This window comes from Microbacterium sp. cx-55 (assembly GCF_021117345.1).
Taxonomy (GTDB): Bacteria; Actinomycetota; Actinomycetes; order Actinomycetales; family Microbacteriaceae; genus Microbacterium.
The window spans coordinates 64,248-90,241 of the sequence record NZ_CP088261.1; the positions used below are offsets into that span (position 1 = coordinate 64,248).

24 protein-coding genes are annotated in these 25,994 nt (G+C 66.8%); 10 read left to right on the forward strand and 14 right to left on the reverse strand.

Going from position 1 to position 25,994, the window contains the following annotated elements; genetic code table 11:
- The first annotated feature begins 141 nt into the window (after window positions 1-141).
- Both LQ938_RS00335 and LQ938_RS00340 read left to right on the forward strand, forming a co-directional pair.
- Window positions 142-1,428: an adenylosuccinate synthase gene (locus LQ938_RS00335; protein ID WP_223722075.1), complete on the forward strand. Its 1,287-nt coding sequence runs from the start codon at window positions 142-144 to the stop codon at window positions 1,426-1,428.
- The gene (locus tag LQ938_RS00340; protein ID WP_223722076.1) at window positions 1,428-2,735 is read left to right on the forward strand and encodes a lactonase family protein; all 1,308 of its coding nucleotides are present in this window, start codon (window positions 1,428-1,430) and stop codon (window positions 2,733-2,735) included. Before LQ938_RS00335 ends, LQ938_RS00340 begins: the two co-directional genes overlap by 1 nt.
- A 32-nt stretch (window positions 2,736-2,767) precedes the next feature.
- On the opposite strand, the gene LQ938_RS00345 is transcribed toward LQ938_RS00340, so the two are convergent.
- Window positions 2,768-3,928, reverse strand: coding sequence for an AI-2E family transporter (locus LQ938_RS00345; protein ID WP_223722077.1), 1,161 nt, complete (start codon window positions 3,926-3,928; stop codon window positions 2,768-2,770).
- A gap of 52 nt (window positions 3,929-3,980) precedes the next feature.
- On the opposite strand from LQ938_RS00345, the gene LQ938_RS00350 reads away from it, so the two are divergent.
- Window positions 3,981-4,310 carry a chorismate mutase gene (locus tag LQ938_RS00350; protein ID WP_223722078.1) on the forward strand — a complete coding sequence of 110 codons (330 nt, stop codon included), beginning with the start codon at window positions 3,981-3,983 and terminating at the stop codon, window positions 4,308-4,310.
- A 72-nt stretch (window positions 4,311-4,382) separates the two neighbouring features.
- On the opposite strand, the gene LQ938_RS00355 is transcribed toward LQ938_RS00350, so the two are convergent.
- From LQ938_RS00355 to LQ938_RS00365, 3 genes are read right to left on the reverse strand one after another with little or no spacing between them, the layout of a single operon-like run.
- Window positions 4,383-5,078 carry a hypothetical protein gene (locus LQ938_RS00355; protein ID WP_223722079.1) on the reverse strand — a complete coding sequence of 232 codons (696 nt, stop codon included), beginning with the start codon at window positions 5,076-5,078 and terminating at the stop codon, window positions 4,383-4,385.
- Window positions 5,075-5,983 carry an ABC transporter ATP-binding protein gene (locus tag LQ938_RS00360; RefSeq protein ID WP_223722080.1) on the reverse strand — a complete coding sequence of 303 codons (909 nt, stop codon included), beginning with the start codon at window positions 5,981-5,983 and terminating at the stop codon, window positions 5,075-5,077. The genes LQ938_RS00355 and LQ938_RS00360 overlap by 4 nt, the downstream gene beginning before the upstream one ends.
- Window positions 5,980-6,372: a GntR family transcriptional regulator gene (locus LQ938_RS00365; RefSeq protein ID WP_223722081.1), complete on the reverse strand. Its 393-nt coding sequence runs from the start codon at window positions 6,370-6,372 to the stop codon at window positions 5,980-5,982. The genes LQ938_RS00360 and LQ938_RS00365 overlap by 4 nt, the downstream gene beginning before the upstream one ends.
- Before the next feature lie 432 nt (window positions 6,373-6,804).
- Here LQ938_RS00365 and LQ938_RS00370 point away from each other — a divergent pair, with 432 nt between their 5' ends.
- The 3 genes from LQ938_RS00370 to LQ938_RS00380 are packed head-to-tail and all read left to right on the forward strand — an operon-like array spanning window position 6,805 to window position 9,979.
- A complete protein-coding gene (locus tag LQ938_RS00370) occupies window positions 6,805-8,121 on the forward strand; it encodes a quaternary amine ABC transporter ATP-binding protein (RefSeq protein ID WP_223722082.1) in 1,317 nt (438 codons plus the stop codon).
- The gene (locus LQ938_RS00375; protein ID WP_223722083.1) at window positions 8,118-9,077 is read left to right on the forward strand and encodes an ABC transporter permease; all 960 of its coding nucleotides are present in this window, start codon (window positions 8,118-8,120) and stop codon (window positions 9,075-9,077) included. Before LQ938_RS00370 ends, LQ938_RS00375 begins: the two co-directional genes overlap by 4 nt.
- A gap of 11 nt (window positions 9,078-9,088) precedes the next feature.
- Window positions 9,089-9,979, forward strand: a complete 891-nt coding sequence (locus tag LQ938_RS00380) for a glycine betaine ABC transporter substrate-binding protein (RefSeq protein WP_223722084.1) — start codon at window positions 9,089-9,091, stop codon at window positions 9,977-9,979.
- Window positions 9,980-10,060: 81 nt separating this feature from the next.
- Here LQ938_RS00380 and LQ938_RS00385 read toward each other — a convergent pair whose 3' ends face one another.
- From LQ938_RS00385 to LQ938_RS00420, 8 genes are all read right to left on the reverse strand, one after another.
- Window positions 10,061-10,792, reverse strand: coding sequence for a hypothetical protein (locus LQ938_RS00385; RefSeq protein ID WP_223722085.1), 732 nt, complete (start codon window positions 10,790-10,792; stop codon window positions 10,061-10,063).
- Window positions 10,793-10,814: 22 nt separating this feature from the next.
- Window positions 10,815-11,648, reverse strand: coding sequence for a hypothetical protein (locus tag LQ938_RS00390; protein WP_223722086.1), 834 nt, complete (start codon window positions 11,646-11,648; stop codon window positions 10,815-10,817).
- A 21-nt stretch (window positions 11,649-11,669) separates the two neighbouring features.
- Window positions 11,670-11,834: a hypothetical protein gene (locus LQ938_RS00395; RefSeq protein ID WP_223722087.1), complete on the reverse strand. Its 165-nt coding sequence runs from the start codon at window positions 11,832-11,834 to the stop codon at window positions 11,670-11,672.
- A complete protein-coding gene (gene purL / locus LQ938_RS00400) occupies window positions 11,831-14,179 on the reverse strand; it encodes a phosphoribosylformylglycinamidine synthase subunit PurL (RefSeq protein ID WP_223722088.1) in 2,349 nt (782 codons plus the stop codon). The genes LQ938_RS00395 and purL overlap by 4 nt, the downstream gene beginning before the upstream one ends.
- Before the next feature lie 388 nt (window positions 14,180-14,567).
- Window positions 14,568-15,071: a hypothetical protein gene (locus LQ938_RS00405; protein WP_223722089.1), complete on the reverse strand. Its 504-nt coding sequence runs from the start codon at window positions 15,069-15,071 to the stop codon at window positions 14,568-14,570.
- A complete protein-coding gene (locus LQ938_RS00410) occupies window positions 15,068-15,874 on the reverse strand; it encodes an alpha/beta hydrolase (protein ID WP_223722090.1) in 807 nt (268 codons plus the stop codon). The genes LQ938_RS00405 and LQ938_RS00410 overlap by 4 nt, the downstream gene beginning before the upstream one ends.
- Window positions 15,875-15,944: 70 nt before the next feature.
- A complete protein-coding gene (locus tag LQ938_RS00415; RefSeq protein WP_223722091.1) occupies window positions 15,945-16,280 on the reverse strand; it encodes a hypothetical protein in 336 nt (111 codons plus the stop codon).
- Window position 16,281: 1 nt separating this feature from the next.
- The gene (locus LQ938_RS00420; protein WP_223722092.1) at window positions 16,282-17,523 is read right to left on the reverse strand and encodes a low temperature requirement protein A; all 1,242 of its coding nucleotides are present in this window, start codon (window positions 17,521-17,523) and stop codon (window positions 16,282-16,284) included.
- Window positions 17,524-17,826: 303 nt separating this feature from the next.
- Here LQ938_RS00420 and LQ938_RS00425 point away from each other — a divergent pair, with 303 nt between their 5' ends.
- The 4 genes from LQ938_RS00425 (at window position 17,827) to LQ938_RS00440 (ending at window position 22,376) form a co-directional block, all read left to right on the forward strand.
- Window positions 17,827-20,694: an AfsR/SARP family transcriptional regulator gene (locus LQ938_RS00425; RefSeq protein ID WP_223722093.1), complete on the forward strand. Its 2,868-nt coding sequence runs from the start codon at window positions 17,827-17,829 to the stop codon at window positions 20,692-20,694.
- Window positions 20,695-20,775: 81 nt separating this feature from the next.
- A complete protein-coding gene (locus LQ938_RS00430) occupies window positions 20,776-21,033 on the forward strand; it encodes a DUF4190 domain-containing protein (protein ID WP_223722094.1) in 258 nt (85 codons plus the stop codon).
- 30 nt (window positions 21,034-21,063) lie between these two features.
- The gene (locus LQ938_RS00435; RefSeq protein ID WP_223722095.1) at window positions 21,064-21,387 is read left to right on the forward strand and encodes a DUF2834 domain-containing protein; all 324 of its coding nucleotides are present in this window, start codon (window positions 21,064-21,066) and stop codon (window positions 21,385-21,387) included.
- A complete protein-coding gene (locus LQ938_RS00440) occupies window positions 21,384-22,376 on the forward strand; it encodes a hypothetical protein (RefSeq protein WP_223722096.1) in 993 nt (330 codons plus the stop codon). Before LQ938_RS00435 ends, LQ938_RS00440 begins: the two co-directional genes overlap by 4 nt.
- Window positions 22,377-22,545: 169 nt before the next feature.
- Here the strand turns inward: LQ938_RS00440 and LQ938_RS00445 are convergent, their stop codons facing one another.
- Both LQ938_RS00445 and LQ938_RS00450 read right to left on the reverse strand, forming a co-directional pair.
- Window positions 22,546-24,909, reverse strand: coding sequence for a hypothetical protein (locus tag LQ938_RS00445; protein ID WP_231341345.1), 2,364 nt, complete (start codon window positions 24,907-24,909; stop codon window positions 22,546-22,548).
- Window positions 24,906-25,256 carry a hypothetical protein gene (locus LQ938_RS00450; RefSeq protein ID WP_223722098.1) on the reverse strand — a complete coding sequence of 117 codons (351 nt, stop codon included), beginning with the start codon at window positions 25,254-25,256 and terminating at the stop codon, window positions 24,906-24,908. Before LQ938_RS00450 ends, LQ938_RS00445 begins: the two co-directional genes overlap by 4 nt.
- Window positions 25,257-25,994: the final 738 nt, after the last annotated feature.

Here is a 25,994-nt window from a genome sequence, read left to right on the forward strand (position 1 = left end):
AAGGAGGGGGACGCGGACGAATTGTCCGTCACAGGACGCAATGCCCGGTCGGGCGAGGATATTCCGGATTCGCGCGGATCGGGGGCGTCGGGACGGCTCGATAGGATGGGGTGTACCGGTCGGCCAGAGCGAGGAGCTTCCATGCCAGGCATCGTGATCGTCGGAGTCCAGTGGGGCGACGAGGGCAAAGGCAAGGCCACCGACCTTCTCGGTGAGCGCACAGACTGGGTGGTGAAGTTCAACGGCGGCAACAACGCCGGCCACACCGTCGTCATCGGCGATGAGAAGTATGCGCTGCACCTGCTGCCCAGCGGCATCCTGTCTCCCGGTGTGAACGCCGTGATCGGCAACGGCGTCGTGATCGACCTCGAGGTGCTCTTCTACGAGCTCGAGGCGCTCACCGCCCGTGGCGTCGACACGTCGCGCCTGCGCGTGAGCGCGAACGCGCACGTCATCACGCAGTACCACCGCACGCTCGACAAGGTCACCGAACGATTCCTCGGCAAGCGCCAGATCGGCACGACCGGTCGCGGCATCGGCCCGGCGTACGCCGACAAGATCAACCGCGTCGGCATCCGCATCCAAGACCTCTTCGACGAGAACATCCTGCGGCAGAAGGTCGAGGGCGCGCTCGATCAGAAGAACCACATGCTCGTGAAGGTCTTCAACCGGCGGGCGATCGCCGTCGACGAGATCGTCGAAGACCTGTTGTCGTACGCCGAGCGGCTGCGGCCGATGGTGTGCGACACCGGCCTGCTGCTGAACGACGCGCTGAACGCGGGCGATGTCGTCGTCTTCGAGGGCGGCCAGGCGACCATGCTCGACGTCGATCACGGCACGTACCCGTTCGTCACGTCGTCGTCGGCGACCGCGGGCGGGGCGGCGACCGGGTCGGGCGTCGGTCCGAACCGTCTCGATCGCATCGTCGGAATCGTGAAGGCCTACACGACCCGCGTGGGTTCGGGTCCGTTCCCGACCGAGCTGTTCGATGAGACCGGTGAGTGGCTGCGCTCGCGCGGCTTCGAGTTCGGCACGACCACCGGGCGGCCTCGCCGCGTCGGCTGGTACGACGCTCCGATCACCCGCTACGCGACCCGGGTCAACGGCATCACCGACCTCGTGCTGACCAAGCTCGACATCCTCACGGGACTCGACGAGATCCCCGTGTGCGTCGCGTACGACGTCGACGGTGTGCGGTTCGAGGAGGTTCCGGTCAACCAGACCGAGTTCCACCACGCCAAGCCGATCCTCGAGTACATGCCCGGATGGTCGCAAGACATCTCGGGTGCGCGCACCTTCGAGGACCTGCCCGTCGAAGCGCAGGAGTACGTGCTGGCTCTCGAGAAGATGAGCGGCACGCGCATCTCGGTCATCGGTGTCGGGGCCTCCCGCGACGCGGTGATCGTGCGCCACGATCTCGTCGACTGATGCGCCTCTGGGTCGGAGGCTACGGCGCCGATCAGGGCGGCACGGCCGTCGGCATCGCGGAGTTGCTCGCGGGTGACGCCGATGACGGATCCGCCGGTGGTGCGTTGGCGTTCGCGGGCATGGCCGCCGAGATCGGCGGGTCGCCGACATGGCTGACGGCGCACCCGTCGCTCGCTGTCGTCTACGCGGCACTCGAGGGAGCCGGCGCGGTGCAGGCGTTCCGCCGCACCGGAGATTCCTCGTTCGCCCGGCTCGGACCGGCCGTGCGGATCGGCGAGTCGGTCTGCCACGTCGCGGTCAGTCCCGATGCCACGTACCTCCTCGCCACCTGCTGGGGAGATGGGCGCGTCGTGCGCGTGGCGCTCGACGCCGCCGGTCGCCCCGGGGCGGCGACGATCGCCGCATCCGCCATCGACCCGTACGTGCCATCGGACCCGTTCGCCCCGCCGGTCGACCCGGGATCCACGGCGACGGATGGCGCGTTCGACCTGCCGGGCGGCGGGATCGACCTCGCGGACGCGGCACGGGCGCTCCGCGAGGCAGCGGGTCCGGAGTTCGCCCACCTCGTGCCCGACCTGTCGGCGCCGGAGGACTCGCTCGCCGCGCTCGGCCTGTCGGCGGGTGGGCTCGAGCTGCCGCGCCGCGCGTCCGGTGAGGGTGACGGGTCGGACGCGGCATCCGACACGAGATCTGTCGCGGCGCCGGAGCGGGTGTCGCGGGCGCACCAGTCCGTGTTCCTCGGGGGCGGCCTGATCGCGACGACCGACCTGGGCTTCGATCTCGTGCGGTTCTGGCGTTCGGGGGCGGAGGGTCTGCGCCCGGTCGGCGTCGTGCGCCTTCCGCTCGGCAGCGGACCTCGGCACATGGTCCGCCACCCGAGCGGGCACCTCTACGTGCTCACCGAGTTCTCCTGCGAGATCTTCGTGCTCGGGCCCGACCGCGCCGGAGCGTGGCGCGTTCTGGGAGGCACTCCGCTCTCGCCCGAGACCCGGGCGGGTGTCGATGCGGCGGCGGAGCTCGCCGCATCCACCGACGGGCAGTTCATCTACGCGGGCGTTCGCGGGCTCGACACGATCGCGTCGGTGCGGGTGCGGGGTGCCGGCGACGACCTGGTACCGGTCGCGCTGGCGGATGCGGGCGTCACGTGGCCGCGGCACCACCTCGTCGTGCGCGACACGCTGCTCGTCGCGGGCCAGCACTCGAACGATGTCGTCGCCCTGACCCTCGACATCCGGAACGGCGGGCTTTCGCGCCCGGTGCGGCGCGCCGAGGCGCCGTCGCCGACCTGCCTGCTCCCCGCCCGCTGAGCGGCTCCGCGTCGTGCGCGTCCGTTGCGGTGCTACTCGTCGGGCGTGGCCTTCGCGTCCTGCCTCGGGATCACGACCTGCTTGAGTACCAGCAGCACGGAGGCGGTCACCGGGATCGCGACGAGCGCGCCGAGGAGCCCGAGCAGCGTGCCGCCGACGAGCGCGCCGATGACCACGAGCGCGCCGGGGATGCTGATGGTGCGGTTCATGATGCGCGGGGTGAGAACGTATGCTTCGACCTGCATGTAGACGAGGTAGGCGATCGCGAAGATCAGCGCTCCGAACGGATCCGCGAAGAGCGCGATGACGGATGCGATGACCCACATGAGGACGGTGCCGACGAGCGGGATGAGCGTGATGCAGAACGTCACCACCGCCAGCAGGAGCGGGAACGGCAGCCCCAGCACGACGAACATCAGGAAGACGAACGTCGCGTTGCACAGCGCCAGGATCACCATGCCCATGAGGTATCCGCCGATCGAGTCGGTGATCTGCTCGGTCAGGTCGGCGACGCGTGGGCGTCCGTGGGCGGGAACGAGTCGGTAGAACGAGCGCTTGATCGTCGGCAGCGATGCGAGGAAGTAGAGGCTCAGGACCAGGATGATGATGCCGCCCGAGATTCCCGACACGATCGTGACGCCGACCTGGAACACGCCGCCGCCGATGGCCGCGATGTGTCCGGGATCGACCAGGAACGTCTGCACCTGGCTGAGCAGGTCGTTGAAGACGTCGCCGAACTGGTTCTCGAGCCAGTCGTAGGTGTCGCCCTGCTGGAAGGTCGTGATCAGCCCGGGCACGTCGTTCGCGAACTGCACGATCTGCCGCACGACGGTCGGGATGATGAGCATGAGCACGGCCGCGAGAACGATCGCGAAGCCGGCGTAGACGATCACGATCGACCAGGTGCGCGACAGTCCTCGCCGCTCGAGGAGCCGCACGACCGGGTCGAGGCCGAGGGCCGCGAACATCGCGAACACGATGTAGATGATGACCGTGGACAGGTTCGAGAACGCGAACCCGAGGAGCAGCGCGACGAGTCCGCCCAGGGTGATGAAGAACCCGAGGGCGAACGGATGGTGCACCGCTCGCCGGCTCACTCCGGTCTCGCCCGACTGGGGGGCGCCGCTGTCGGCGGACGCGGCTCGGGCGCGGCGTCCGCGCGCGGGCCGGGGAACCTGCAAGGGGTCGGTCATGGTCATCACTCTAGGAGCACAGCGGCCGGTAGTCTCGTGGGCGGAGGACGCCATGACCGAGCCCATCGACCCGACCACGACCCTTCGTGATCTTCGCGCGAGTATCGACAACATCGATGCGGCGCTCACCTACCTGCTGGCCGAGCGGTTCCGTTGCACCAAACAGGTCGGCCGCCTCAAGGCGGAGCATGGGATGCCGGCGTCCGATCCCTCCCGCGAAGAGAACCAGATCGCCCGTCTCAAGCGTCTCGCAGAGGACGCCGATCTCGACCCCTCCTTCGCCGAGAAGTGGTTCAACTTCGTCGTCGCCGAGGTGATCCAGCACCACCGGATCGCGGCTGCGGGCACCGAGGGCACCGACGACGCTGCCCCCGCCGAGTAGCGCGACTCCCGAACGCACAGACAGCGATGGCCCGGATGCTGCATCCGGGCCATTGCTGTGTGCACGCGGTGCTCAGGGCACCGCGCGCCGCAGGATCGGGAAGGCGCTGACCGCCAGCAGGGCGGCGAGGCCGGCGAGCAGGAGCATGAGCCCACCGACGCCGATCTGCACGAACCACTCGAACACGGGCGCCCACGCGTCCGCCCAGCCGATCAGCCAGAGCGCGGCGACAAGGAGCGCGCCGAGGCCGATAAGCGACAGCGTCAGACCGAACGCCCCGAAGCGCTTGTAGATGGTCGCCGCCCCGAAGCCGATGACGAAGAACAGCATCGCGAGCACGAAGTAGAAGAGACCCGCGAGCAGCGGACCCGAATCCCAGAGCCACGGGATCGAGAAGAAATAGCCGTTCATCCCCCACCCGTCGGTCAGGGTCTCGACGAAGCCGCCGAGAACGAAGATCACGGCGAGCAGCGCGGAGGTGAGCGCCGCCGTGAGCAGCGACCCGAGGTAGAACTCCCGGCGCGTCACGCTCATGGCCTGCGAGAACGGGAAGGTGAGGGTCAGTGCCTGCACGCCGACCGCGAGGAAGTACCAGAGCGGGGCCTGGGCGCCGCCCCCGACCTTGGCGGCCTCCACGCCCGCCGTCTGCAGGATGCCGTAGATGGCGAGCGTGATGACGAAGGAGCCCGCGAGGATGATCAGCGGGATCCAGATGTACGTCTGCCGGTTGACGAGCTGCATCCGGACGACGTTGAGCGTGCGATTCATCGACGTGCTCCTTCCTGGTGCGCGGCCGCGGCATCGGCCGCGTGCTGCGTCGTGCGGACGATGAGTTGCTGGAGCGACACCGGAGTGACGTCGAGGCCTTCGGCGGTGAGGTGCTCGCGGTCGCCCGGGGTGAGGGGCCCGAGCACGGTCACCGATGACACGCGTCCGAGGGCCTCCCGGTGGATCACCTCACGACCGGCGACGAACTCCTCCACGGTCGTCGTATCGCCGACGATGGTGGCGGCGCGGTCGCGGACCGCATCCGTCTCCTCATCCATCAGGATGCGGCCGCGGTCGACGACCAGCACGCGCTCGATGAGGTTCGCGACCTCGTCGATGAGGTGGCTGGAGAGAATGACCGTGCGCGGATGCTCCGCGTAGTCCTCGAGCAGCCGGTCGTAGAAGATCTGGCGGGCGACCGCATCGAGACCGAGGTACGGCTCGTCGAAGAACGTCACCTCTGCGCGTGCGGCGAGGCCGATGATGACGCCCACGGCCGACAGCTGACCGCGCGAGAGCTTCTTGATACGGGTCTTCATCGGCAGTTGGAAGTCCTGGATCAGTCGGTCGGCGAGCTCCTGGTTCCAGTTCGGGAAGAAGAGCCGGGAGACCTCGAAGGCGTGCTTCGGGAGCGCGTCATCCGGGTACTTCTGGCTCTCCCGGACGAAGCACATGCGTGACAGCACGCGGCTGTTCTCATACGGCTGCTCACCGAAGATGCGGACGTCGCCCGAGGTGGCGAAGTTCTGCGCGGTGAGGATCGACATGATGGTGGTCTTGCCGGCACCGTTTCGGCCGAGTAGCCCGTAGATGGTGTCTTTCTCGATCGTGAAGGTCACGTCGTCGACGGCCACGGTGTCGCCGTAGCGCTTGGTGAGGCCGGTCACCTCGATCACGGAAGTCACAGCGTGTTCCCTTCGGTGGTGGACGAGTCGGCCGCGGACGCGCGGTCGGCGATGAGGCGGGCGAGATCGTCGGATCCCAGCCCGAGTTTGCGGGCTTCGGCGAGCAGCGGCTCGACGAAGCGATCGGCGAAGACCGTGCGGCGTTCGGCGAGCAGCAGGTCGCGCGCGCCGGGCGCCACGAACATGCCGACGCCGCGCCGTTTGTACAGGACGCCCTTGTCAACGAGCATGTTCACTCCTTTGGCCGCGGTGGCGGGATTGATTCGGTAGAACGCCGCGAGTTCGTTCGTGGATGGCGCTTGCGCCTCGATCGCGAGGCTCCCGTCGATGATCGAGTCCTCGACGTTCTCGGCGATCTGCAAGAAGAGCGGCTTGCCTTCTTCGATCACTGTGGTCCCCGTTCATTGGTTCATTACTCAGGTAACTAACCATGCAACGGGAGTCCGCCGGTTGTCAATACCCCATCCGTGATCTGCGTCGGACTTCATATCGATCCCTGATCAGAGGCCAGTTTGCGCCGATTCGTACGCTTTGATATCACGGGCGCGATAGCGACTGGACGGCGGGAGTCAACGCGCACAGCCGACTTGCGGACATCTGCCAGGCGTGAAAAATTGGCTTCGGCCCGCTGCTGGGCCTACGACCAGTCCGCGATCGTCGCCCATCCGCCCGAGGATGCGAGTCGGCGAGCGTACGGTCGGCGGCCATGCCCGAGTCCGATGCTCGGCGCCAGCGCGAGCCATGCCTTCTGCGTGGCTGCCCGCGGTCGCCACCCGGGCGTAACCGATGCGGCCCTGCACCGGCTGCCGAGGTAATCCACAGTGACCATCGCGCACGCGATCGAAGCGAAGAATCTGTTCAAGGTCTTCGGGAAGAACCCGAAGCAGGTCGTCGACGGGCTGAACGCCGGTCGCAGCCGGGCCAAGCTCGCCGACCGAGGTACGGCCGCCGTCATCGACGCGAGCTTCACGGTCGATCCGGGCGAGATCTTCGTCATCATGGGGCTCTCAGGTTCCGGCAAGTCCACCATCATCCGGATGCTGAACGGCCTGCTGCCACCGACGTCCGGGGAGGTCCTGGTTCAGGGCCGGAGCGTCACCCACGCGTCTGCGGCGGAGCTGCGCCGCATCCGCCGCTCGTCCATCTCGATGGTGTTCCAGCACTTCGCGCTGCTGCCCCATCGCACGGTGCTCGACAACGCGGCCTACGCCCTCGAGATCCAGGGCGTCGGGCGCGACGAGCGCCGCGAGCGCGCGCGCGAGATCCTCGAAAAGGTCGGTCTCGGTGATCGCATCGACGCGATGCCCGACGAGCTGTCCGGCGGCATGCGCCAGCGCGTGGGCATCGCCCGCTCGCTGACCTCCGGCACCGAGATCATGCTGATGGACGAGGCGTTCTCGGCGCTCGACCCTCTCATCCGCCGCGAGATGCAGGAGCAGCTCATCGAGCTGCAGCAGGAGCTCGGGCGCACGATCGTCTTCATCACCCACGATCTCAACGAGGCGATGTTCCTCGGCGACCGCATCGCGGTCATGCGCGACGGACGCATCGTGCAGAACGGCACACCGGAGGAGATCCTCACCGACCCGGCAAACGACTACGTCGCGCAGTTCGTGCAGGACGTCGACCGTGCCCGCGTCCTGACCGCATCCTCCGTGATGGAGCCGCCGCAGGCGACCTCGCCCGTAACAGCCGGCATGCGCGGCGCGCTCCGCGTCATGCGCGACCAGCAGGTCGGCGCCGTGGCCGTGCTCGAGAACCGTCGCTACCTGGGTTCGGTCACCGACCGCGCCGTGATCCGTGCGGTCAAAGCGGGCGACACCGATCTCCGCGCCATCGTCCAGAACGTGCAGCCCGCGGTCCGCCCGGAGGATCCGCTGACGGATGTGGTGGAGCGCTCGGTCGAGAGCCCGGTGCCCGTCGCCGTCGTCGACGACCGTGACCGCCTGGTCGGCGTGATCCCGCGCGTCACGCTGCTCGCCGCGCTCGGGAACGTGCCCGCCGTGACGCGCGAGACCCCCATCATCCAGGTGCCCGCGACGGTGCCCGCGAGCGAGATCGTGCAGACCCTGCAGGTGGCCGAAGCGGGCGCATCCGCCGACCACGCGTCCGCCGCGACGAACGGAGCCCTGCGATGAGCGATCTCTTCCGTCTTCCCCTCGGCGACGTGGTCGAGGCCGCTGTCACCTGGATCATCGCGACCTTCGGGTGGCTTTTCGACGCCGCATCCGCCCTGCTCGGCACGATCTACGACTGGCTCGACGCGTCGCTCTCGTCGCCGCCGTTCTGGGCCGTGCTCATCGTGGTCGCCGCGTTCGCGTACTGGTCGAAGGGCCTGTGGCTCGCGATCGGCAGCGCCGTCGGACTCCTCGTCATCGTCTCGGTGGCGCAGTGGGAGAACGCGATGGACTCCCTCGCCCTCGTGATCCTCGCCGCGGTCGTGGCGATCGCGATCAGTGTTCCGCTCGGTATCTGGGCCGCGCGGAGCGACCGGGTTTCGGCTGTAGTGCGGCCGGTGCTGGACTTCCTGCAGACCATGCCCGCGTTCGTCTACCTCATTCCCGCCATGCTCATCTTCGGCGTCGGACCCGTTCCCGGTATGGTCGCCACGATCATCTTCGCGATGGCGCCCGGAGTGCGCCTCACCGAGCTCGGCATCCGCGGAGTCGACGGCGAGATCATCGAAGCCGGACACGCTTTCGGTGCGACGCCCGGCCGCATCCTGCGCCAGATCCAGCTGCCGCTCGCCCTGCCGAGCATCATGGCCGGCGTCAACCAGGTCATCATGCTGAGCCTGTCGATGGTCGTCATCTCCGGCATGGTCGGCGCGGGCGGACTCGGGGGCCAGGTCGTGCAGAGCCTCAGCCGCATCGACATCGGACTCGGCGTCGAAGCGGGCCTGTCGGTCGTCATCCTCGCGATGATCCTCGACCGCGTGACCGCCGGGTTCGCCGCCCCGGGACGGAAGAAGCAGCTGGCCGCGGCCGGTACGACGAAGAAGGCGACGGACGCGGCGCCCCCGGCATCCGAGCCCTCCGACCGCGCCGCGGGCACCCCTGCACTGACCCGCACGCCGGCGACGGCCAAGGCCTGAGAGGACACGACATGAATCTGCGAAGCAGTCGCACCATCGCCGCGGTCGTCGCGCTCGCCGGGAGCGGCGCGCTCCTGGTGGGTGGCGGGATCGCCGCCCTGCCCGGCGCCGACAGCAAGGGCGAGCTCACGATCGCGGTCTTCAACGGCTGGGACGAGGGGATCGCTGCGGCCGAGCTCTGGAAGCACGCGCTCGAGGAGAAGGACTACTCGGTCGAGCTCGTCTACGCCGACCCCGCCGCTGTCTTCACGGGCGTCGCCGGCGGCCAGTACGACCTCGTGCTGAACGGCTGGCTGCCGATCACGCACGCGTCGTTCATGGAGACGTACGGCGACGACCTCGTCGACCTCGGTGCGTGGAACGACGAGGCGAAACTGACCATCGCGGTCAACGAGGACGCCCCGATCACCTCGCTCGACGAACTGGCGGCCAACGCCGACCTGTTCGGTAATCGCATCGTCGGAATCGAGGCGGGCGCCGGCCACACGCGCATCACGTCGGAGGATGTGATCCCCGGCTACGGCCTCGAGGGGATGGACTTCGTCACCTCGTCGACGCCGGCCATGCTCACCGAGCTGAAGTCGGCGACGGATGCGGGGCAGAACATCGCCGTGACGCTGTGGCGCCCGCACTGGGCCTACAACGCCTTCCCGGTGAAGGACCTCGAGGACCCGCAGGGACTGCTCGGCGACGCGGAGGGGCTGCACACGCTGACCTCGACGACCTTCGCCGACGAGTTCCCCGAGGTGAACGCGTGGCTCTCGGACTTCCGGATGGACAACGACCTGCTCTACTCGCTGCAGGACGCGATGTTCAACCAGTACCAGGGCGACGACTACGGTCCGATCGTCGCCGACTGGATGGCCGAGAACCAGGAGTGGTCGGACGCGCTGACCGAGTGACGGGCGAGTGAATCCTCCGGACGTGCACGCGATGCCGTCGCCCGAGTGATGGGCGGCGGCATCCGTCGCTTCAGGGCACGATCAGGCCGACGGCGGAGTGGTGTTCGGTCGCGGCGGCGCGTCGATCTCGAGGGCAACTCGTTGCTCGAGTACGTCGACGGCACCGTCGGAGAGCGAGATGAGCCCGTCGAGCTCCTCGCGCACGCGTTTGTAGGCCAGCTGACGTTCGGCCGCCGTCGCCGCCTGGTCGACCGCGATCGTCAGCAACTGCTTCGCGACATCGAGGCGCTTGCGCTCTGGAGCCGTGAACGACGAATCCTTGAGCCGGCGGGCATCGCGCTCTGCGACATCGAACGCGACCTCGTAATCGGTGACCGCATCCTGGTACTCGCGGCGCTCGTCGGCCGTGAGGGTCGCGTCGGCCGACGCGGGACGCAGCCGGTCGGCGACCTTCTTCGCGCGGAGGAACGCGGCGGTGAGCGGTTGGCGACCGTCGCTCATCGCCGGGAAATCGATGGTCTTCGCCACGTCGAGTTCGTACTCCAGCCAGCGCGACGTGACCTCGTCGTGCGAGGCCATCGTGCGAGCGAGCCCGGCGCTCGGGGTCGCCGTCGGGACCGGTGGGAGGGCGGCCTGCGCTGCGGCCGCCACCTGGGCGGCTTTCAGCTCGCCCTTCGCCCGGATGATCTCGAGTCGGCGCTTGTGTCGGCGCCGTCCGGCCTGCTCGATGGCGCGCCCAGCGCCGCCGGCCACGCCCATGAGCGGGAAGACGAGCCACCAGTAGCTCCCGATGAACTGGAAAACATGCTCCACGGCTTCATCGTAGGTCCGGTGGTCACCGCCCCGCGGGCGGGCGAGGCGATCGCCCGGGCACCGGCCACACCGGACGGGTTCGCTCGGGTCGCGGTTCGGGCTCGGGAGAAGAAGACTCAGGACGGGCCGACGAGGGAGGGTCTTCCCGTCGAGGCGCGGCTTCGCGCGCGTCGGGCGCGGCCGAGATACGGCGTGCCGACGTGCGCATCGCCGCATCCTCCGCCGCGGTGAAGGCGACCTCGAGGGCGCGGATCGACTGCCGGTACGCGGCGAAGCGCTCGGCGCTGATGCGCGTGGATGCCGACGCCGGCCGCAGTTCATAGGTCTCGCGCTGCGCCTGCAGGAACGCCGCCGTCGCCGGATGCCGCGCATCGGTCATCTGCGGGAAGGCGATCGCCGTTTCGACATCGGTCTCGTACTCGAGCCACCGTGCGGTGATCGCATCGTGCTCCTGCATGAGTCGCTCGAGCGGCAGTGCGTCGGCGGTTCCGCTCAGCTGGGCGCGCTCGGCACGCACGCGGGTGCGGCTGGCCTTCAGCGCCAGAGCCGCGGCCTTCTGCTGCAGCTTCGCCTGCTGGAGCGCGCGGCGGGCCTCAGACACGCTCGGCACACCCGGCGCGGGAGCGGCACGCTGAGCCTGCGCGGTGAACACCTGCGCTTGGGCTGCGCGCGTCTGGGCCCGGGCCGACATCAGCGCCCGCGCGGCGGCGCCCTCTTCGTGGCGGGCGGCGTCGAGAGCCAGCCGCCGCGCACGGCGTCGGCCGGTGGTCACACCCGCGTAGCCGGCGGCGGCCAGTCCGACAGTCGTCGGGCCGGTCCACCACCAGGCGGCGAGGAACTCGAAAAGGGGCTCCACGCTGTCATGCTACGCGCGGGGTCACCCGAAGAGCAGGGCGATGACCGTCGAACCGCCACCGACGAGCACGAGAGCGACGATGACCGTCCACGCGACGATCTTCATCCGCATCCGACGCTTCTCGGTGTAGAGGTCGTATTCGCCGTCGCCCGGGTCGCCGGGTTGACCGCCGGTACTGAGAGTCATGCGGGGAACTCGCTCACTGTCGGGCCGAAGACGGAGGGCAGGGTGGCCGCCGACGTTTCGCGCAGCTCGCTCAGCGATACCGTGAACACGCCCTGCACCTCGAGGGCAGGCTCATCGCCGTCGGCCGCCGAGTCGGTCACGCCGATGCGGAGCACCGGGTAGCCGCGGCCGTCGCAGAGGCCGCGGAACTTGACGTCCTCCTCGCGCGGGACGGTCACGAGCACGCGCCCGGTGGACTCGGAGAAGAGGGCGGATGCTGCATCCACCCCATCGCGCTCCGACAGCTCCGTCAGCCACACGCGGGCGCCCACGCCGAAGCGCATGACGCCCTCGGCGAGCGACTGGCCGAGGCCGCCCTCGGAGAGGTCGTGGGCGCTGGAGATGAGTCCCTGATCGGATGCCGCGCGCAGCAGCTGGCCGAGTCGCTTCTCGGCGCCGAGGTCGACCGCCGGCGGGCGTCCGCCGAGGTGGTCGTGGATGACGTCGGCCCAGGCCGAGCCGCTCAGCTCGTTGGCGGTGACGCCGAGCAGGTAGATGTTCTCGCCCGAGTCCTGCCAGCCGCTGGGGATGCGGCGCGCGACGTCGTCGATGATGCCCAGCACGCCGACGACGGGCGTCGGGTGGATGGGGGTGTCGCCGGTCTGGTTGTAGAAGCTGACGTTGCCGCCGGTGACGGGGATGCTGAGTTCGAGGCATCCGTCCGACAGTCCTTCAACGGCCTGCGAGAACTGCCACATGACCTCGGGGTTCTCGGGGCTGCCGAAGTTCAGGCAGTCGGTCACCGCGGTCGGGGTGGAGCCGGTGACGGCGACGTTCCGGTAGGCCTCGGCGAGGGCGAGCTTCGCGCCCTGGTACGGGTCGAGCTGGCAGAACCGGCCGTTCGCATCGGTCGCGATCGCGAAGCCGAGCCCCGACGTCTCATCGACCCGGATCATGCCCGCGTCGTCGGGGAAGCTGAGGGCCGTGTTTCCGAGCACGTAGTAGTCGTACTGGTTCGTGATCCACGAGGTATCGGCGAGGTTCGGGCTGCCGAGCAGCTGCAGGAACTGCGTGCGGAGGGTGTCGCCGTCCGTTGGGCGGGGGAGCGCGGCGGCCGAGTTCTCGTTCAGCGCGTCGATCCACGACGGGTACGCGACGGGGCGCTCGTAGACCGGACCATCGACCGCGACCGTCGAGGGGTCGACGTCGACGATCTGCTCGCCGTGCCAGAAGATCTGCAGGCGACCGTCACCGGTGACCTCGCCGAGCACGCTCGTCTCGACCTCCCACTTGCCGACGACGGCGAGGAACGCGTCGAGCTTCTCGGGCGCGACGATCGCCATCATCCGCTCCTGGGACTCCGACATCAGGATCTCTTCGGGCGTCAGAGTGGGGTCGCGCAGCAGCACCTTCTCGAGGTCGACGCGCATTCCGCTGCCGCCGTTCGCGGCGAGCTCGCTGGTGGCGCACGAGATGCCGGCGGCGCCGAGGTCCTGAATCGCCTCGACGAGTTCGTCGCGGTAGAGCTCGAGGCAGCACTCGATGAGCACCTTCTCGGCGAACGGGTCGCCGACCTGCACGGCCGGACGCTTGGTGGGGCCGCCGTCGGCGAAAGTGTCGGAGGCGAGGATCGACGCGCCGCCGATGCCGTCGCCGCCCGTGCGGGCCCCGAACAGCACGACCTTGTTGCCGGGGCCCGTGGCATCCGCGAGCTTCAGGTCTTCGTGGCGGAGCACGCCGACCGCGAGGGCGTTCACCAGCGGGTTGCCCTGGTACACCGAGTCGAACACGGTCTCGCCGCCGATGTTGGGCAGGCCCAGGCAGTTGCCGTAGAAGGAAATGCCGCTCGTCACACCGTGCACGACGCGTGCCGTGTCGGGGTGGTCGATCGCCCCGAAGCGCAGCTGGTCCATGATCGCGACCGGGCGCGCGCCCATCGAGATGATGTCGCGGACGATGCCGCCGACGCCGGTCGCGGCACCCTGGAAGGGTTCGATGTAGCTCGGGTGGTTGTGCGATTCGACCTTGAAGGTCACCGCCCAGCCCTCGCCCACGTCGACGACACCCGCGTTCTGGCCCATGCCGACCATGAGGCGTTCGCGCATCTCGTCGGTGACCTTCTGGCCGAACTGGCGCAGGTAGATCTTGCTCGACTTGTAGGAGCAGTGCTCGCTCCACATCACCGAGTACATCGCGAGCTCGCCGCTCGTGGGACGGCGACCGAGGATCTCGCGGATGCTGTCGTACTCGTCGGGCTTGAGGCCCAGGGCGCCGTACGGCTGCTCGCGCTCGGGAGTCGCGGTGGCGTTCTCGACGGTATCGGCGGCGGGGCGGGTGGGCGCCTCAGGGGAAGTGGGGGTGGTCACGCGGCTGAACTCCAAGGACGAGGGATGCCGGACGTGCCCAAGTCTAGTTGGGAGCCGCTCGCGCAGCCCGGCCCCGTTCCCGCCCCGTCCGTTTCGCGCGCTGGTGCCGCTGTCGGGCGCTCCCGGCAAGTGAAGCGGGAGAGGTGTCGGGAACGCGGCGAGATGACACTGAATGTCACGTCATCCGCCAGTTCTCGCCGAATCGGTGCAACCTTGTCGTGACACTTTCGGGAGCCATGCGGTCCCTGCATCGACGTCGCTCGCATCCCCCGGTAGGGCCGGACATTGGCTGAAATTCCCGCATTCTGGACATTTCTCGCCGCGCTTCGGAGTCACAGCAACCTGTGAGCTATTCGTGCAGCAGTCATTGATGAAGCGTGATCTGCGTCTAGATCGATGCCTTACTCCCGCGGGCGTACAGTTCGAGGTTGCGCGCATATCCGATGCATTCTTCGTCAACGTGTTTTTGGACCGCGCGGAAGGTTCCGATCATGCTGCCGACCGCGGCGAGTGGCGGGGGCATGCTCGTCTGGACGGAGCAGTGGAACTCGACGGCATCCGTTCCGGCAGGGACGACCCACATTTCCCATGTGATACCGACGTGCACGGGTGGGCCGTGAAGCATGTACATCGTGCTTGCCGGGGAGACCATCACGACCTTTGACGGCGTCGCCGACTTTTCGATGTAGTGCTGGACGAAGAGGTGACCGCCGATCGACTCGACGTTGATCATGCCCCGCGTATCGCCCCGCTCCCATGTGCCGAGGGCACGGTGCGCGATGGATGCTTCTGCATAGTCGGCGTCGGTCATCTGGAACAGCCACGTGGGCACATCGATCTCGTTGATCGAGATGTCGATACGAGTGCTCTGGGTGAAGGTGCGTACGTTCATGTTCTGGGCCCGTGTCCTTTCTGGTCGAGCCAGGCGAGAACGTCGGAGGCGACTTCCTGCCAGCCGGCGTCGATGGTGAGCGAATGTCCCTTGCCTTCGTACGTGTGGTACTCGGTCACTGAAGAGTCATTCTTCGCGTAGAGCTTCGCGACCGCGCGAGTCACGACTTCCGGGACGGTGTGGTCCTCGGTGCCCGAGGTCAGTAGGAGCGGCCCACGCAATGCCGTCTCTGTGTCGACGGTGGCGTGCGAGTTGCGGGTGAAGTTCGCGGTGGCATCTTCGAAGAGCGGTCGTCCAGGGCCGGGGATGGTCCATGCAGCGTGCAGCGCATTGGATTCTTCGTCGGTGATCGCGTTGCCGAAGGCGTACTTGAACTGCTTCTCGTCGAGGGCAACCGTTTTGGTCCGGTTGCCTGGACTGCGGAGCACGGGGAACCCGGACTTGAGCTGTGCGAACGGGATGACGTGGACGCCTTTGACGGGGGCGGGGTCGATGGCGACGGCCGCGGCGACGAGGTCGTTCGCCAGCAGCTCCTGTGCGATGAGGCCGCCAAATGAGTGGCCGACCACGATCGGTCTTTCGTCGAGCTTCTCGATGAGGTCCGCGTAGTGATTACAGATCTCCCAGATGCCTTGGTTGTTCAGACCGTCCGGGTTGGCGCGGGTTGCTTCGACGGTGTCCAGGTCGCCGGGCCAGCCTGGAGCCGATGTTGTGTACCCCTTCTGGGTGAACAGCTCTTGCCAGGGCTTCCAGGCGCTGGAGTGGATCCATAGTCCGTGGATGAATACGACGTGCGTTGTCATTGCTGCTCCTTGATCGTGTGCGAGTGAGATTGAGTTGTGGATCTTGATCGACCTCGTTGGGGTGGGAGGGTTACCGCGCGACCTTGACCACCCACTTGATGGCCAATCCGAGGGTGCTGATCGCGCAGATGCTCACCGCGAGTACCGCGACCGTGTTCGCCCGGAATCTGATGCCGTCAGTGCCACCGATGTAGGCGCCGAGCGGGATGGCCACGCCGCCACCGCCACCGCCGTCCCCGAACTGCGGGGAGTCTTGGATTCCTCCGAACCCGTAGGTGACAAAGGCGACCGGAACGAAGTCGATTCCGTTCAAGGTTTGTTTGTCTCCGTACGCGAGCGAGATCCCGCGTTGGTTGACCCCATCCGCCAGGTTGCCGGTGAGGTCACTCTTCGTCGTGTCCGTCATTTCAGGCCCTTCCGTTGGACGATTCGTGGTTGGCGCGGAGGGTGGCCAGCTGCCCGTCGAGGGTGCGCCATCCACCCGCTTCGTAAGCCACGATCAGGGTGACCGGAGACGCCAAGGTGATCAGGAGGCACCCCCAGAGTGGCCAGCCGGCAAAGGCGAGCAGGATCGCGAGGACCGGGAACACAAGCGCCGTCACCTGCAGGGATGTGGGGCGCGGGACGGCAGAAACAAGCCACCCGTGGAGGAGGCAGCGAGTGACCATGAACACGAACACCGGCCCGGCGACGGCGACGACCGCTACGAGCTCCGAGACGGGATGGCCCTCGTCGTAGACGTATCCGACGACATGCAGTCCAGCCCCCGTCGCGGCGATAGCGATGAACAAGATGACGTGCCCGTACGCCCAGGGGAGCACCTTGGTACGTCGCGCACTCAGAGCTGGCCCGTGCGGAACGAGGAAGTAGACCCACCACAGCGCGAGAGATGTTGCGATGCCTGCGGCGACGGCGGCCCCAGCATCAAAGCTCCACCCCTCCAATGCTGATATCTGCGTCGCGGACGAGAGGGTGCCGAAGATGGTCTCCCCGAGAGCGACGATGGTGAGAAGTGAGTACCGTTCCGCCAAGTGATGAGAGTTCCACGGGGTGACGCCACCCTCCGCGCGTCCCCTCCTCTCGGCAACGAGCGGAGCCAACGACTCCACCCCGATAAGAAGCGCCATCACCACCAGGGCCGGGCCGGCTGTGAGATGTACGACCGCGAGGATCACCCAGCCGACCTGTGTAGGGATCACGAACGCGGCGTAGGTGAGGGCGAGCTGCCGGTACCGCGGGTCGTGCCGAGCAGCTCGCAGCCACTGTGTGGCGACGGCGACACGGATGACGATGTAGCCGGCAACCATGACGCTGTTGTCGACGACCCCTCCGCTCTCGATTGACTCGAACAAGGGGGGAAGTCCGATTGCCAGGACAAGAACTCCGGCCATCTGCACCATCGTCAGCAGCCGGAACAGCCAGTCGTCGTTGTCGAACGCCGACGCGAACCAGGTGAAGTTCGTCCACGCCCACACGATCGTGGTCATCGCGAGGATGAAGGCGACGGTGGCGGTTCCGATGTGTCCACTCACGATGTCATCAGCGAGCTGGCTGGATGCCACCCCGAAAGCCGCAACGAAGGTGAGGTCGTAGAACAGTTCGAGTGGTGATGCCGTGCGGCCACTTCCCGCCGCATCCCGGCCTTGCATGGACCTCAGGCCATGTCTGTACTGCCCACCCTCAATGCTCACGCGAGGCCCTCGGTCGCGAAAAGCGAGCCAGCGGAACACGGCGGCGCTGTTCTCGCCCGCAGCGACGAAACTCCGCAGAACACCAGCTCGCGTTCATCTCGTCCCCTCTGGCCTTTGGGAGCGAAGCTATGACGCCCCACTGGATTTGCAGTGGAGCCGGAATGGAGCTTTGGTCCACACTGATGAGAGGCAACATTCCGACCGACCGGGCGAAGCGGTCGGGCCGCGCCGGACATACCCTCGGGCGCTCCGTCGTCGAACATGCGGGAGTTGAAACTTTTGAGCACCCGCGATGATCGTGCGCACGACGACGGCCTGACGGCTGATCCACTCCGGCTGCAGATTCTCGGGCCATTGCAGCTCTGGCGGGGTGGCGCCGAGCTTGACGCGGGCCCGCCTCAGCAGGCGCATCTGCTCTCTGTCCTTCTTGCCCAGACCGGCCGCCCGACGAGCGCCGAGACCCTCATCGAGATCATCTGGGGAGGCGCTTCTCCGCAGAGCGCGCTGAACTCTCTACACAAATACGTCGGCGCGTTGCGTCATCTCCTCGAACCAGATATTCCGCCACGCCACAGCGGTTCCTACATCCAACGTCGAGGCAACGGGTATGTGTGGACGAGTAACGACGCGACATTGGACCTCAACAAGTTCCGGTCCCTACTCACCGGTGCCCGCCTTGCGCTTGTCGAGCAGCATTCTGGCAAAGCCCTCGACCTGTATGTCGAGGGCTTAAACCTCTGGCGCGGCCCCGTCGGTATCGGTCTGGATGGCGCGGCTGCATCTGCCAGCATGTTCGCGTCGCTGAATGCGGAGTTCACAGACACGGTCATTGCGGCCACTGCACTCGCGATCCGACTCGACGCGCCCGACCGGGTGATTCCCCACTTGCATATGGCAGCGGCGATTGCACCTCTCCACGAGCCGGTCCAAGCGAGCTACATCACAGCGCTCGGCGCCGCCGAACAACGAGCCGAGGCCCTCGCAGTGTTTCAGACGGTCCGAACCCGTCTTGTCGAGGAACTCGGGATCGATCCGGGCCACGCGCTCGTTGCTGCGCACCGGCAAGTACTCGATCCACAACCGACCAATGGCACCGCGGGGCGCTCGAGCTCGGACCGATTGCCATCAACGCCGGAGGATCGACCCGTTGCAGCGGAACCGTCTCGAGTTGCCAGCTTCAGTGGGCGTGACGCTGAGCTGGCAGCTATTCGGTCTTTCGCCACCGGCGGGATCGAAAAGCAGCAGACGCCGACCGCGTTGCTGATTACTGGACCACCTGGTGTCGGCAAGACGACCACAACCTTGGAAGCACTCCACGGCATAAGTGGCTGGGAGTCGCGACTCTTCGCGAACCTTCATGGGTTCGATCCCTCCCCACTCAGCCCGCTGCAGGTCCTTCGCGCTCTCCTCGCCCAGGTGAACAGAGGAGAAGAGCCTCCCGGTTCTCTCGATGAGTCGATTGATGCCTGGCGTGCGGCAGTAGAAACGCCCCTGCTGGTCGTTCTCGACAATGCGTCGGCCGAAGCTCAGGTACGTCCGGTCCTGGCCGTCGATGGTCCAATCACGGTGATCATCACCTCTCGACGCGCACTGCCCGGTCTTGAGGTAACAGAACGGATTGAGTTGGGTCCGCTGGCCCGGAAGGAGAGCACCGAACTTCTCGCACGGCTCATCCCGGAAGCGCGCAGACCCGATGCGGATCTCTCGCTGTTGGCTGAGCTGTGCGGAGACCTGCCCCTCGCGCTGCGTATCGCGGGCGCCCGGATGGCGTCGCGACCCGAGTGGTCGGTGAGCGACTTCATCCTCCGCCTAGCAGACGAGCGGAATCGGCTTCAGCAACTCGTCGCCGGCGATGTGGCCGTCAACACCGCATTCTCACTCTCCTACGACGCACTCCCACCCCATGGGCGGCGCCTTTTCCGGAGCCTGTCATTGCTCTACGGCCGCACATTCAGCGCGGCGATGGCCGCGTCGATCGACAATCTCGACCCCGACGTCTGCCGTGACCACCTGGACACGCTCACCGATCTCGGGCTGCTCCAAAGCGTGAGCGGGGATCGGTACAGACTGCACGACCTTCTCCGCGTGTACGCTGCCGATCGGTTCCGAGACGAGGCCTCAGCGGTCGAATCGCGCCATCAGCAGGCCCGCTTGAATCGATGGATTCTTACCAGTGCAGCACGAGCAGCGCGTTTGTTCCCCCCGGCTCACACATCTGTCCCCGTCGCCAGCTCAGCGAGTCGCGAAGAACTGCAACAAGCCAAAGACTGGTTGGTCACAGAATCGGATCACTGGTTTGGCGCGTTCAAGAACTCAGCTGAGCGCGGCGAGCACGAGCTCGTAGTAGACACAGCGATGGCGCTCACGCATATCTCGGCTGATTGGTGGCAATGGCCTCAATGGTTCGAGCTGCACTCGATCGGCGCCGCCTCCGCCCTGCACCTCAACGACATGGAGTCGCATGTCATCCAACTGCACGCCTCGTCGGCGGCGGCGGCGGACGACATCGGTCCTAGTGACAGTGAGCACGCTGCACGCCGAGCACTCGCGGCCGCCGAGGCGTGGGGTGATCCCTACTGGATCGCCTGCTGCCGATACAGTCTCGCCGACTCGTACTACTTCGTCGCTGGCGACATCGAAGCCGCGCAAAGAGAAGCCGAACAAGCCGCAGCACAATACGCGGAACTCTCCGACTTCACCGGTCAGGTGGCTTCCCAAGCGCTGATCGTGGGATCCCTCACACGCACCGACATCACCGCAGGTGTCATCGTCGCCGAAAGGACGCTTGCACTCATCGACGGACTCGGGCCCCACCCGGAGCGCCACGCGCAACCCAACACCCTCAACAACTTCTTCAACGCCACCGCTCGCATCTTCATCAAGGTGCAGCGCTTCGACGAGGCTCTGGCGGTCGCCACACGAACGATGATGTTGCCCGACAACATCCTCGACCTCGGCGGGAACCACATCCGCGGCCTCCGGCACCGGGGTTTCGCGCTCCTCGGGTTGGAACGGTACGAAGAGGCCAGGGAAGCGTTTGAGACCGCACTGACGCAGGCGGGCTCCTACATGCCGGATTGGTGGGTCGCGGAGATCCAGGAAGGCTTGGACTCCATCCCGAATCCGTGAGCGGCATCCACCCCTCATCCACAAGTCATCCACTACGCCTCAGTAGCTTTCGTGCCAAGCACACCACGAAAGGGATGAGCCATGAACCGCACCATCGGCCCCAACGGGACCTACGCCGCCGCGACCGACTACCCGGGCAGGACGATGGGCATCACGGCCTTCGTGTTGTCGTTCTTCCTCCAAGTGATTGCCCTGATCCTCGGGATCATCGCGATCGTTCAAAGTCGCAGAGCCGGGGTATCGAACAACCTGGCCATCGCTGCCGTCGTGATCAGCGCCGTCCTCATCGCTACCGGGGTGATCGTGTGGATCGCCGTCGTCGCGTCGCGACTCACGTGACATGTCTCTCCTGAACCGAGGGAGAGGCTCGTGATCGTTCTCTACCTGGCAATCGCGGGCGTCGGCGTGATCGGCACCTGGTACTTCAACCTCACCAGTTTCGCCACCGGCGAAGACTACTTCGCTGCGTGGTTCGCAACCGCTGCCTCTTCATCGGCAGCGACAGACGTACTCGTCGTCGCGGTGGCATCGTGCGTGTTCTTCGTCGTCGAGGGCCGCCGACTGGGCATGCGCAACACCTGGGCTCTCATCCCGCTCACGTTCCTGATCGCTCTCGCGTTCACGTTCCCGCTCTTCCTCGCTTGGCGCCACCACACAATGAGACAGACCAAAGTCGCGGCGGCGACGCCGTGAGCGTCGTGATGAAGATCGGCCAGCTCGTGAGCGGCTCCTGGAAGGTCAGCACAGGACTAACAGTCCTCACCATCCTCAACGCCGTCGTGCTGCTCATCGCCATCCCGATGAGCGTCTGGGACCAAGCACTGGTGGCCGGCGTGCCCGCCTGGACCAAGCCCATCAAGTTCTCGCTCGCATTCCTCGCGTTCGGGCCGACCATGCTCTGGATCTACGCCCGCGTGAAAGTCGGTCGAATCGGCAGGATCGCTTTGGAGCTCGTCGGCTGGTCCATGGTTCTCGAGATCGTGCTTATCACGATGCAAGCCGCCCGCGGTGTCATGTCGCACTTCAACTACTCAACCCCGTTCGATGGCGCGGTCTTTCGAGCGATGGCAGCGGGCACCGGCATCTTCGCCATCGCGGCGTTGATCGTCGGCGTTGTCCTGGCACGGCGCCGACTCGAAGGACTCATCGGGCTGGCCATCACCCTCTCGGTGCCGATCATGACCCTAGGTGCGATCCAAGGCGCGTCGATGACGCAGCCCAAACCGGGCCAGGCAGAAGCCGGTCGGCTCTTCGTCGGAGGCCACACAATCGGCGGCCCACAGGTGCAAGGGCCGGGACTGCCGTTCCTCGGATGGTCCACAGTGCACGGCGACTTACGGGTGGCGCACTTCGTCGGGCTGCACGTCCTGCAAATCCTCCCTCTGGCCGCACTGCTCCTCACCGTGCTCGTCGCGCGAGGCATCATCAAAACCCCCGAACGCCGGCTGCGTGGTGCAGTGTGGGCCGGCGGAGCCGCCTACGTCGGTCTGATCCTGACCCTTTACTTCCAGGCCCTGCGAGGACAATCAGTGATCGCTCCCGACGTGATCACCGTGCTGATGGCCTGCCTCCTTGTTTGGGTGCCCGCAGCGGTCGCATTCGGCCTCGTGCTCATACCCAGCCGTCGACGGCTACGGAGACCCCCGAGCGCGCGCGAACCGATCGGCGAGAGCAGCCCGTAATCCCACACGAGCTCGTTTCGGACAAGTATCGCCGGAATCGGGGCATCGCATTTGAGACATTTGCACCCGCTGAAGCGGTCAGGAGAGACAACTGTCAGCGGAATTTGCATTGGCCCTATCTGCCGGGGCATTCGAAACGGGGCGGTCCCGCTCGGCCTCACTGAGACCCTCAGAACGGGTCGAGGCGGCTTGACCGTTCGTCCATCTCGGGGCCGCGCGGCAGCGACTCACCGTCGTAGATGACGTGAGCAAGTCGCGCAGTGCCCTCGTCGAAGACGAACACCACGCCGCGGGGCACCTCGATCTGGTACTTCTTGTCCTCCAGGTAGGCGGTCGCCTTGTCGACGAGGTCTTCTAGGTGCGTGCGAGGTGGACGGGTGACCCAGATCAGCGCCCACGCGTCGGCCCGCGTGTTGCCTGCGTCGGAGAAGTAGCTGCGGCCGTTGCCGTCCCTGCGCCGGTTCGACAGCAGCATCCTCGGCACCCGAGCCCACCCCTTCTGAGTGTCTGTGTCTCCAGCCAGGAGGGTGGCCCCGATGCTTAGCCAGCCGTAGTCCCGCCGCGCGGTCAGTTCGCCGACCAGCTTGTCCATCGGGCGGGCGGTGCGATGCGGTTTCGGAGCGCGGGGAACGGTGGCGTCGATCTGCGCCTGGTGCCATGCGTCCAACGGGGCGGTGCGGATCCCGACGAACACCGTCTGCTGCTCCGCACGGCGGCGCAAGTCGTCCTCGTTGATTGCCGACGCGTACGGGAGCTCAGCCGCCATCGCGATCGGGTCGGGGGCGACATACAGCCCCGCGTCGAGGTAGTACAGGAGCAGGTCGAGCTCGTCGATGGCGTGATAGTAGGTAGGCATCTCCGGATCGCGACGTCTGCGCAGGTAGAGGAGGAAGTCTGCGGGTTTGTCGATGAGCTCGGCGATCAGCTGCAGGTCGTGGATGGACACCACCCAGGGCACCCGGTCCTGGTCCAAGAGGTCGGCCTCCACCAGGGCGGTGGTGGCGGTGGCGACCTGAGTGAGGTCTTCCAGGGTAAGCGCGACGGTGTGCACTTCCCGTACATGCGACAGGTCGAGCCAGGTGCCGTCCTTGAGTCGCAGGCCGCCGTCTTCTGCGAGGCGTTGCTGCATTCGGCTGGCCTGGTCGGCGGCTTTGGTGATGAGGTCGGTGAGGTTGCGTCTTAGGCCGCGGGTGTCGCCGGCTCGGGCGGCCGGGGTGATGGCTACGGCTTTCGCTTCGACGATGACGGCAACATCGTCCAGCACGAACAGCATGTCTCCCTCGACTCGCTTCGTGTATTTCGCGGGCGGCAGGTTCGCCTCGGCGTCGGTGCCGGGGACGAAGTAGTCGAACGCGAAGTGCGTGACGGTGCCGGGCAGGAGCCGCTCGAAGGCCGCTCTCCCGATTTCCTCCAACACGGTGCCCCGGCGCGCCTGATACGTCTCCCACACGGTTGTGCCCCGCATGGTCTGCTCCAGGTTCTCCCTGATCGCGGGCCGGATCAGGCCGTCGTGGATGAGGATGAACCGGTCATCCGTGGTGCGCAGGATGGGGTTAGTGCGGAGCGGGTTGTCGCCGGTCACGAACCGGTCGACGAGCTGCCGTGGTGTGCTGTCGTCCCGGATGACGCTGAAGTGCTTTAAGACCGCGCCGGTCACATCGACCCCGCATCCGGCGAGCTTGTCGACCTCGGCTGCGGTGAAGGCGACGAGGTCAGCGGTGGGCTGCCAGAACCGGTTGAAAGCAACCCGCTCCTCCGACGTCAACCCCAGTAGTCCCACGTCGGCCAGGAGCGGGGGGCGGGAGTGCGCTGTCTCCCCGAGCGCGACCCAGCGGTCGTTGGTCGCGTTCGACTGTGCCTGACTGAGCGCGGTGAGCACTCGAGCGGCGTCCTCCGCATCGAATCCGACGGTCCCGCGGAGCAGGCCGGTGACTTCCTGGCTGTCGAAGAGGAGGTCGTGGGTGCGTTTGACCATGTCCGGGTAGGAGGTGTTGCGGATCCACACTTCCCGTCGATGCACGGATGCTGCGATCCTCGCGAGCGGGTCATCCTGGGATTGGAGGGCTTGCAGCGCCTGAGCCATGCGGATAACCGACCCTGCCGCTTCCGCCCAATCGTGCGCTTCGCGGTAGAGGCCGTTCATCACCTCTGTCCGGGAGGAACCGGGGTCCTGCGCAGTTGACGCGGTGAGCGCGAGCAGTGTGAGCAGCTCCGTCTTGGTCGGGCCGCCGTCGGTGTCGGGTTTCACTATCCCCTCGAACACCCACGGCAGGCACGCGACGCGGGCGAGTTCGACGACACGTTCGGGTCGGTGGGAGGACAGTGTGCTGGTGAGTTCAGCAAGCTCGTTGTTGATGCGCATGCTCAGCATGCCGATGGGGTCGGCGGAGTCGTTTACCTCCGTGACCAGCCGGTCCAGCTGCTTTTCCAAGGTGTCCCGTCCGCTGACCGCAGTCGGCGGCTTCGGGTGCGCTCGACGCTTCCTCATTCGACTCATGACGTCACTGAACCATGTCCCCACCGACACCGTCACGGCGCCGTAGGGATCGCGAACGGGTCAGAGCACTGCTCGCTGCCCTGAATCTCGTACTCGTCGATGTACTCGCCCTCTGGGATCGGCCGGTAGCCGGTCACGCACACCTGCCACGTCTGGTCGGCGGTGAGGGTGAGGGGCTCGCCATTGGTCTCAAAACGGTGGACCGAGTCGGATGCGGGATTCAGTTCCCGTGAGGTCAACAACTGCTCCCCGTCCCGGTATCCCGCGTCCACGGTGAACGACTGCGGGTAGAGGGCGACGATGTTCACCACGTAGTGATCCAGTGTCGAGTCCTCCACAGGGTCCCATTCCGCCACCACGGCGTCACCCGCACCAGACCACACGATGGAGACCGGACTGCCCGGGGAGAGCTCGCGCGGCGACGGTGCTTGCGTCCCAGGGACCGTGCATGTTCCGGTCAGTCCGCAGAACGGACGCCAGTCACCGATGCCCGTCCAACCGATGACAACGGCGACCAGCGCCCCGACTAGTGCCGCTGGCAGCCCCCAGCGCTTTGCCCAGCTGCTCCGGCGCGCTGACGAGCTCACCCTCACATTCTGGCCCTCCGCCGCAGGGGTCTGTGCTCATTCACCCCACGCATAGCGTGCTGTTGATGCTCGCGGCCCGTTGGCGTTCCGCGGGGCAATCCCCTCCGCCGTGCATGCGTCATGCCTGGTGGCTACTCGCCGAGTTGCGTCGGCGTCATCCGCGTTCGGCCTCTACCTCTGCGTAGTCCAGCCACAGGACTTCCCAGCGCTCTGCTTGAGACTCGCACCACACATGACTGCGTGTGCGCTCCCAGAAGTACAGCGCGCCGGGTGAAGTAGTGACGGACGCCTTTCGAGGTGCGCACCGGCACAGGATCAATCGCAGCCCAGTCCCGTTCGCCGAGCTCTCTGCTGGTAACGGCATGCTGCGCTCGAGGCCGGCGCCGTTCTCATTTGCGCGGCACCCAGCGCGCCTCGGTGCCCGCAGAGCGGCGCCTGGTCGTGATCTGTTTCGCGATGTCGACCGGTCGCACCTGGATGCCTCCCTACGGGCTCGCGACGCTGCGTGCCTGGTGCTGATGCTCCCGCTGGAGA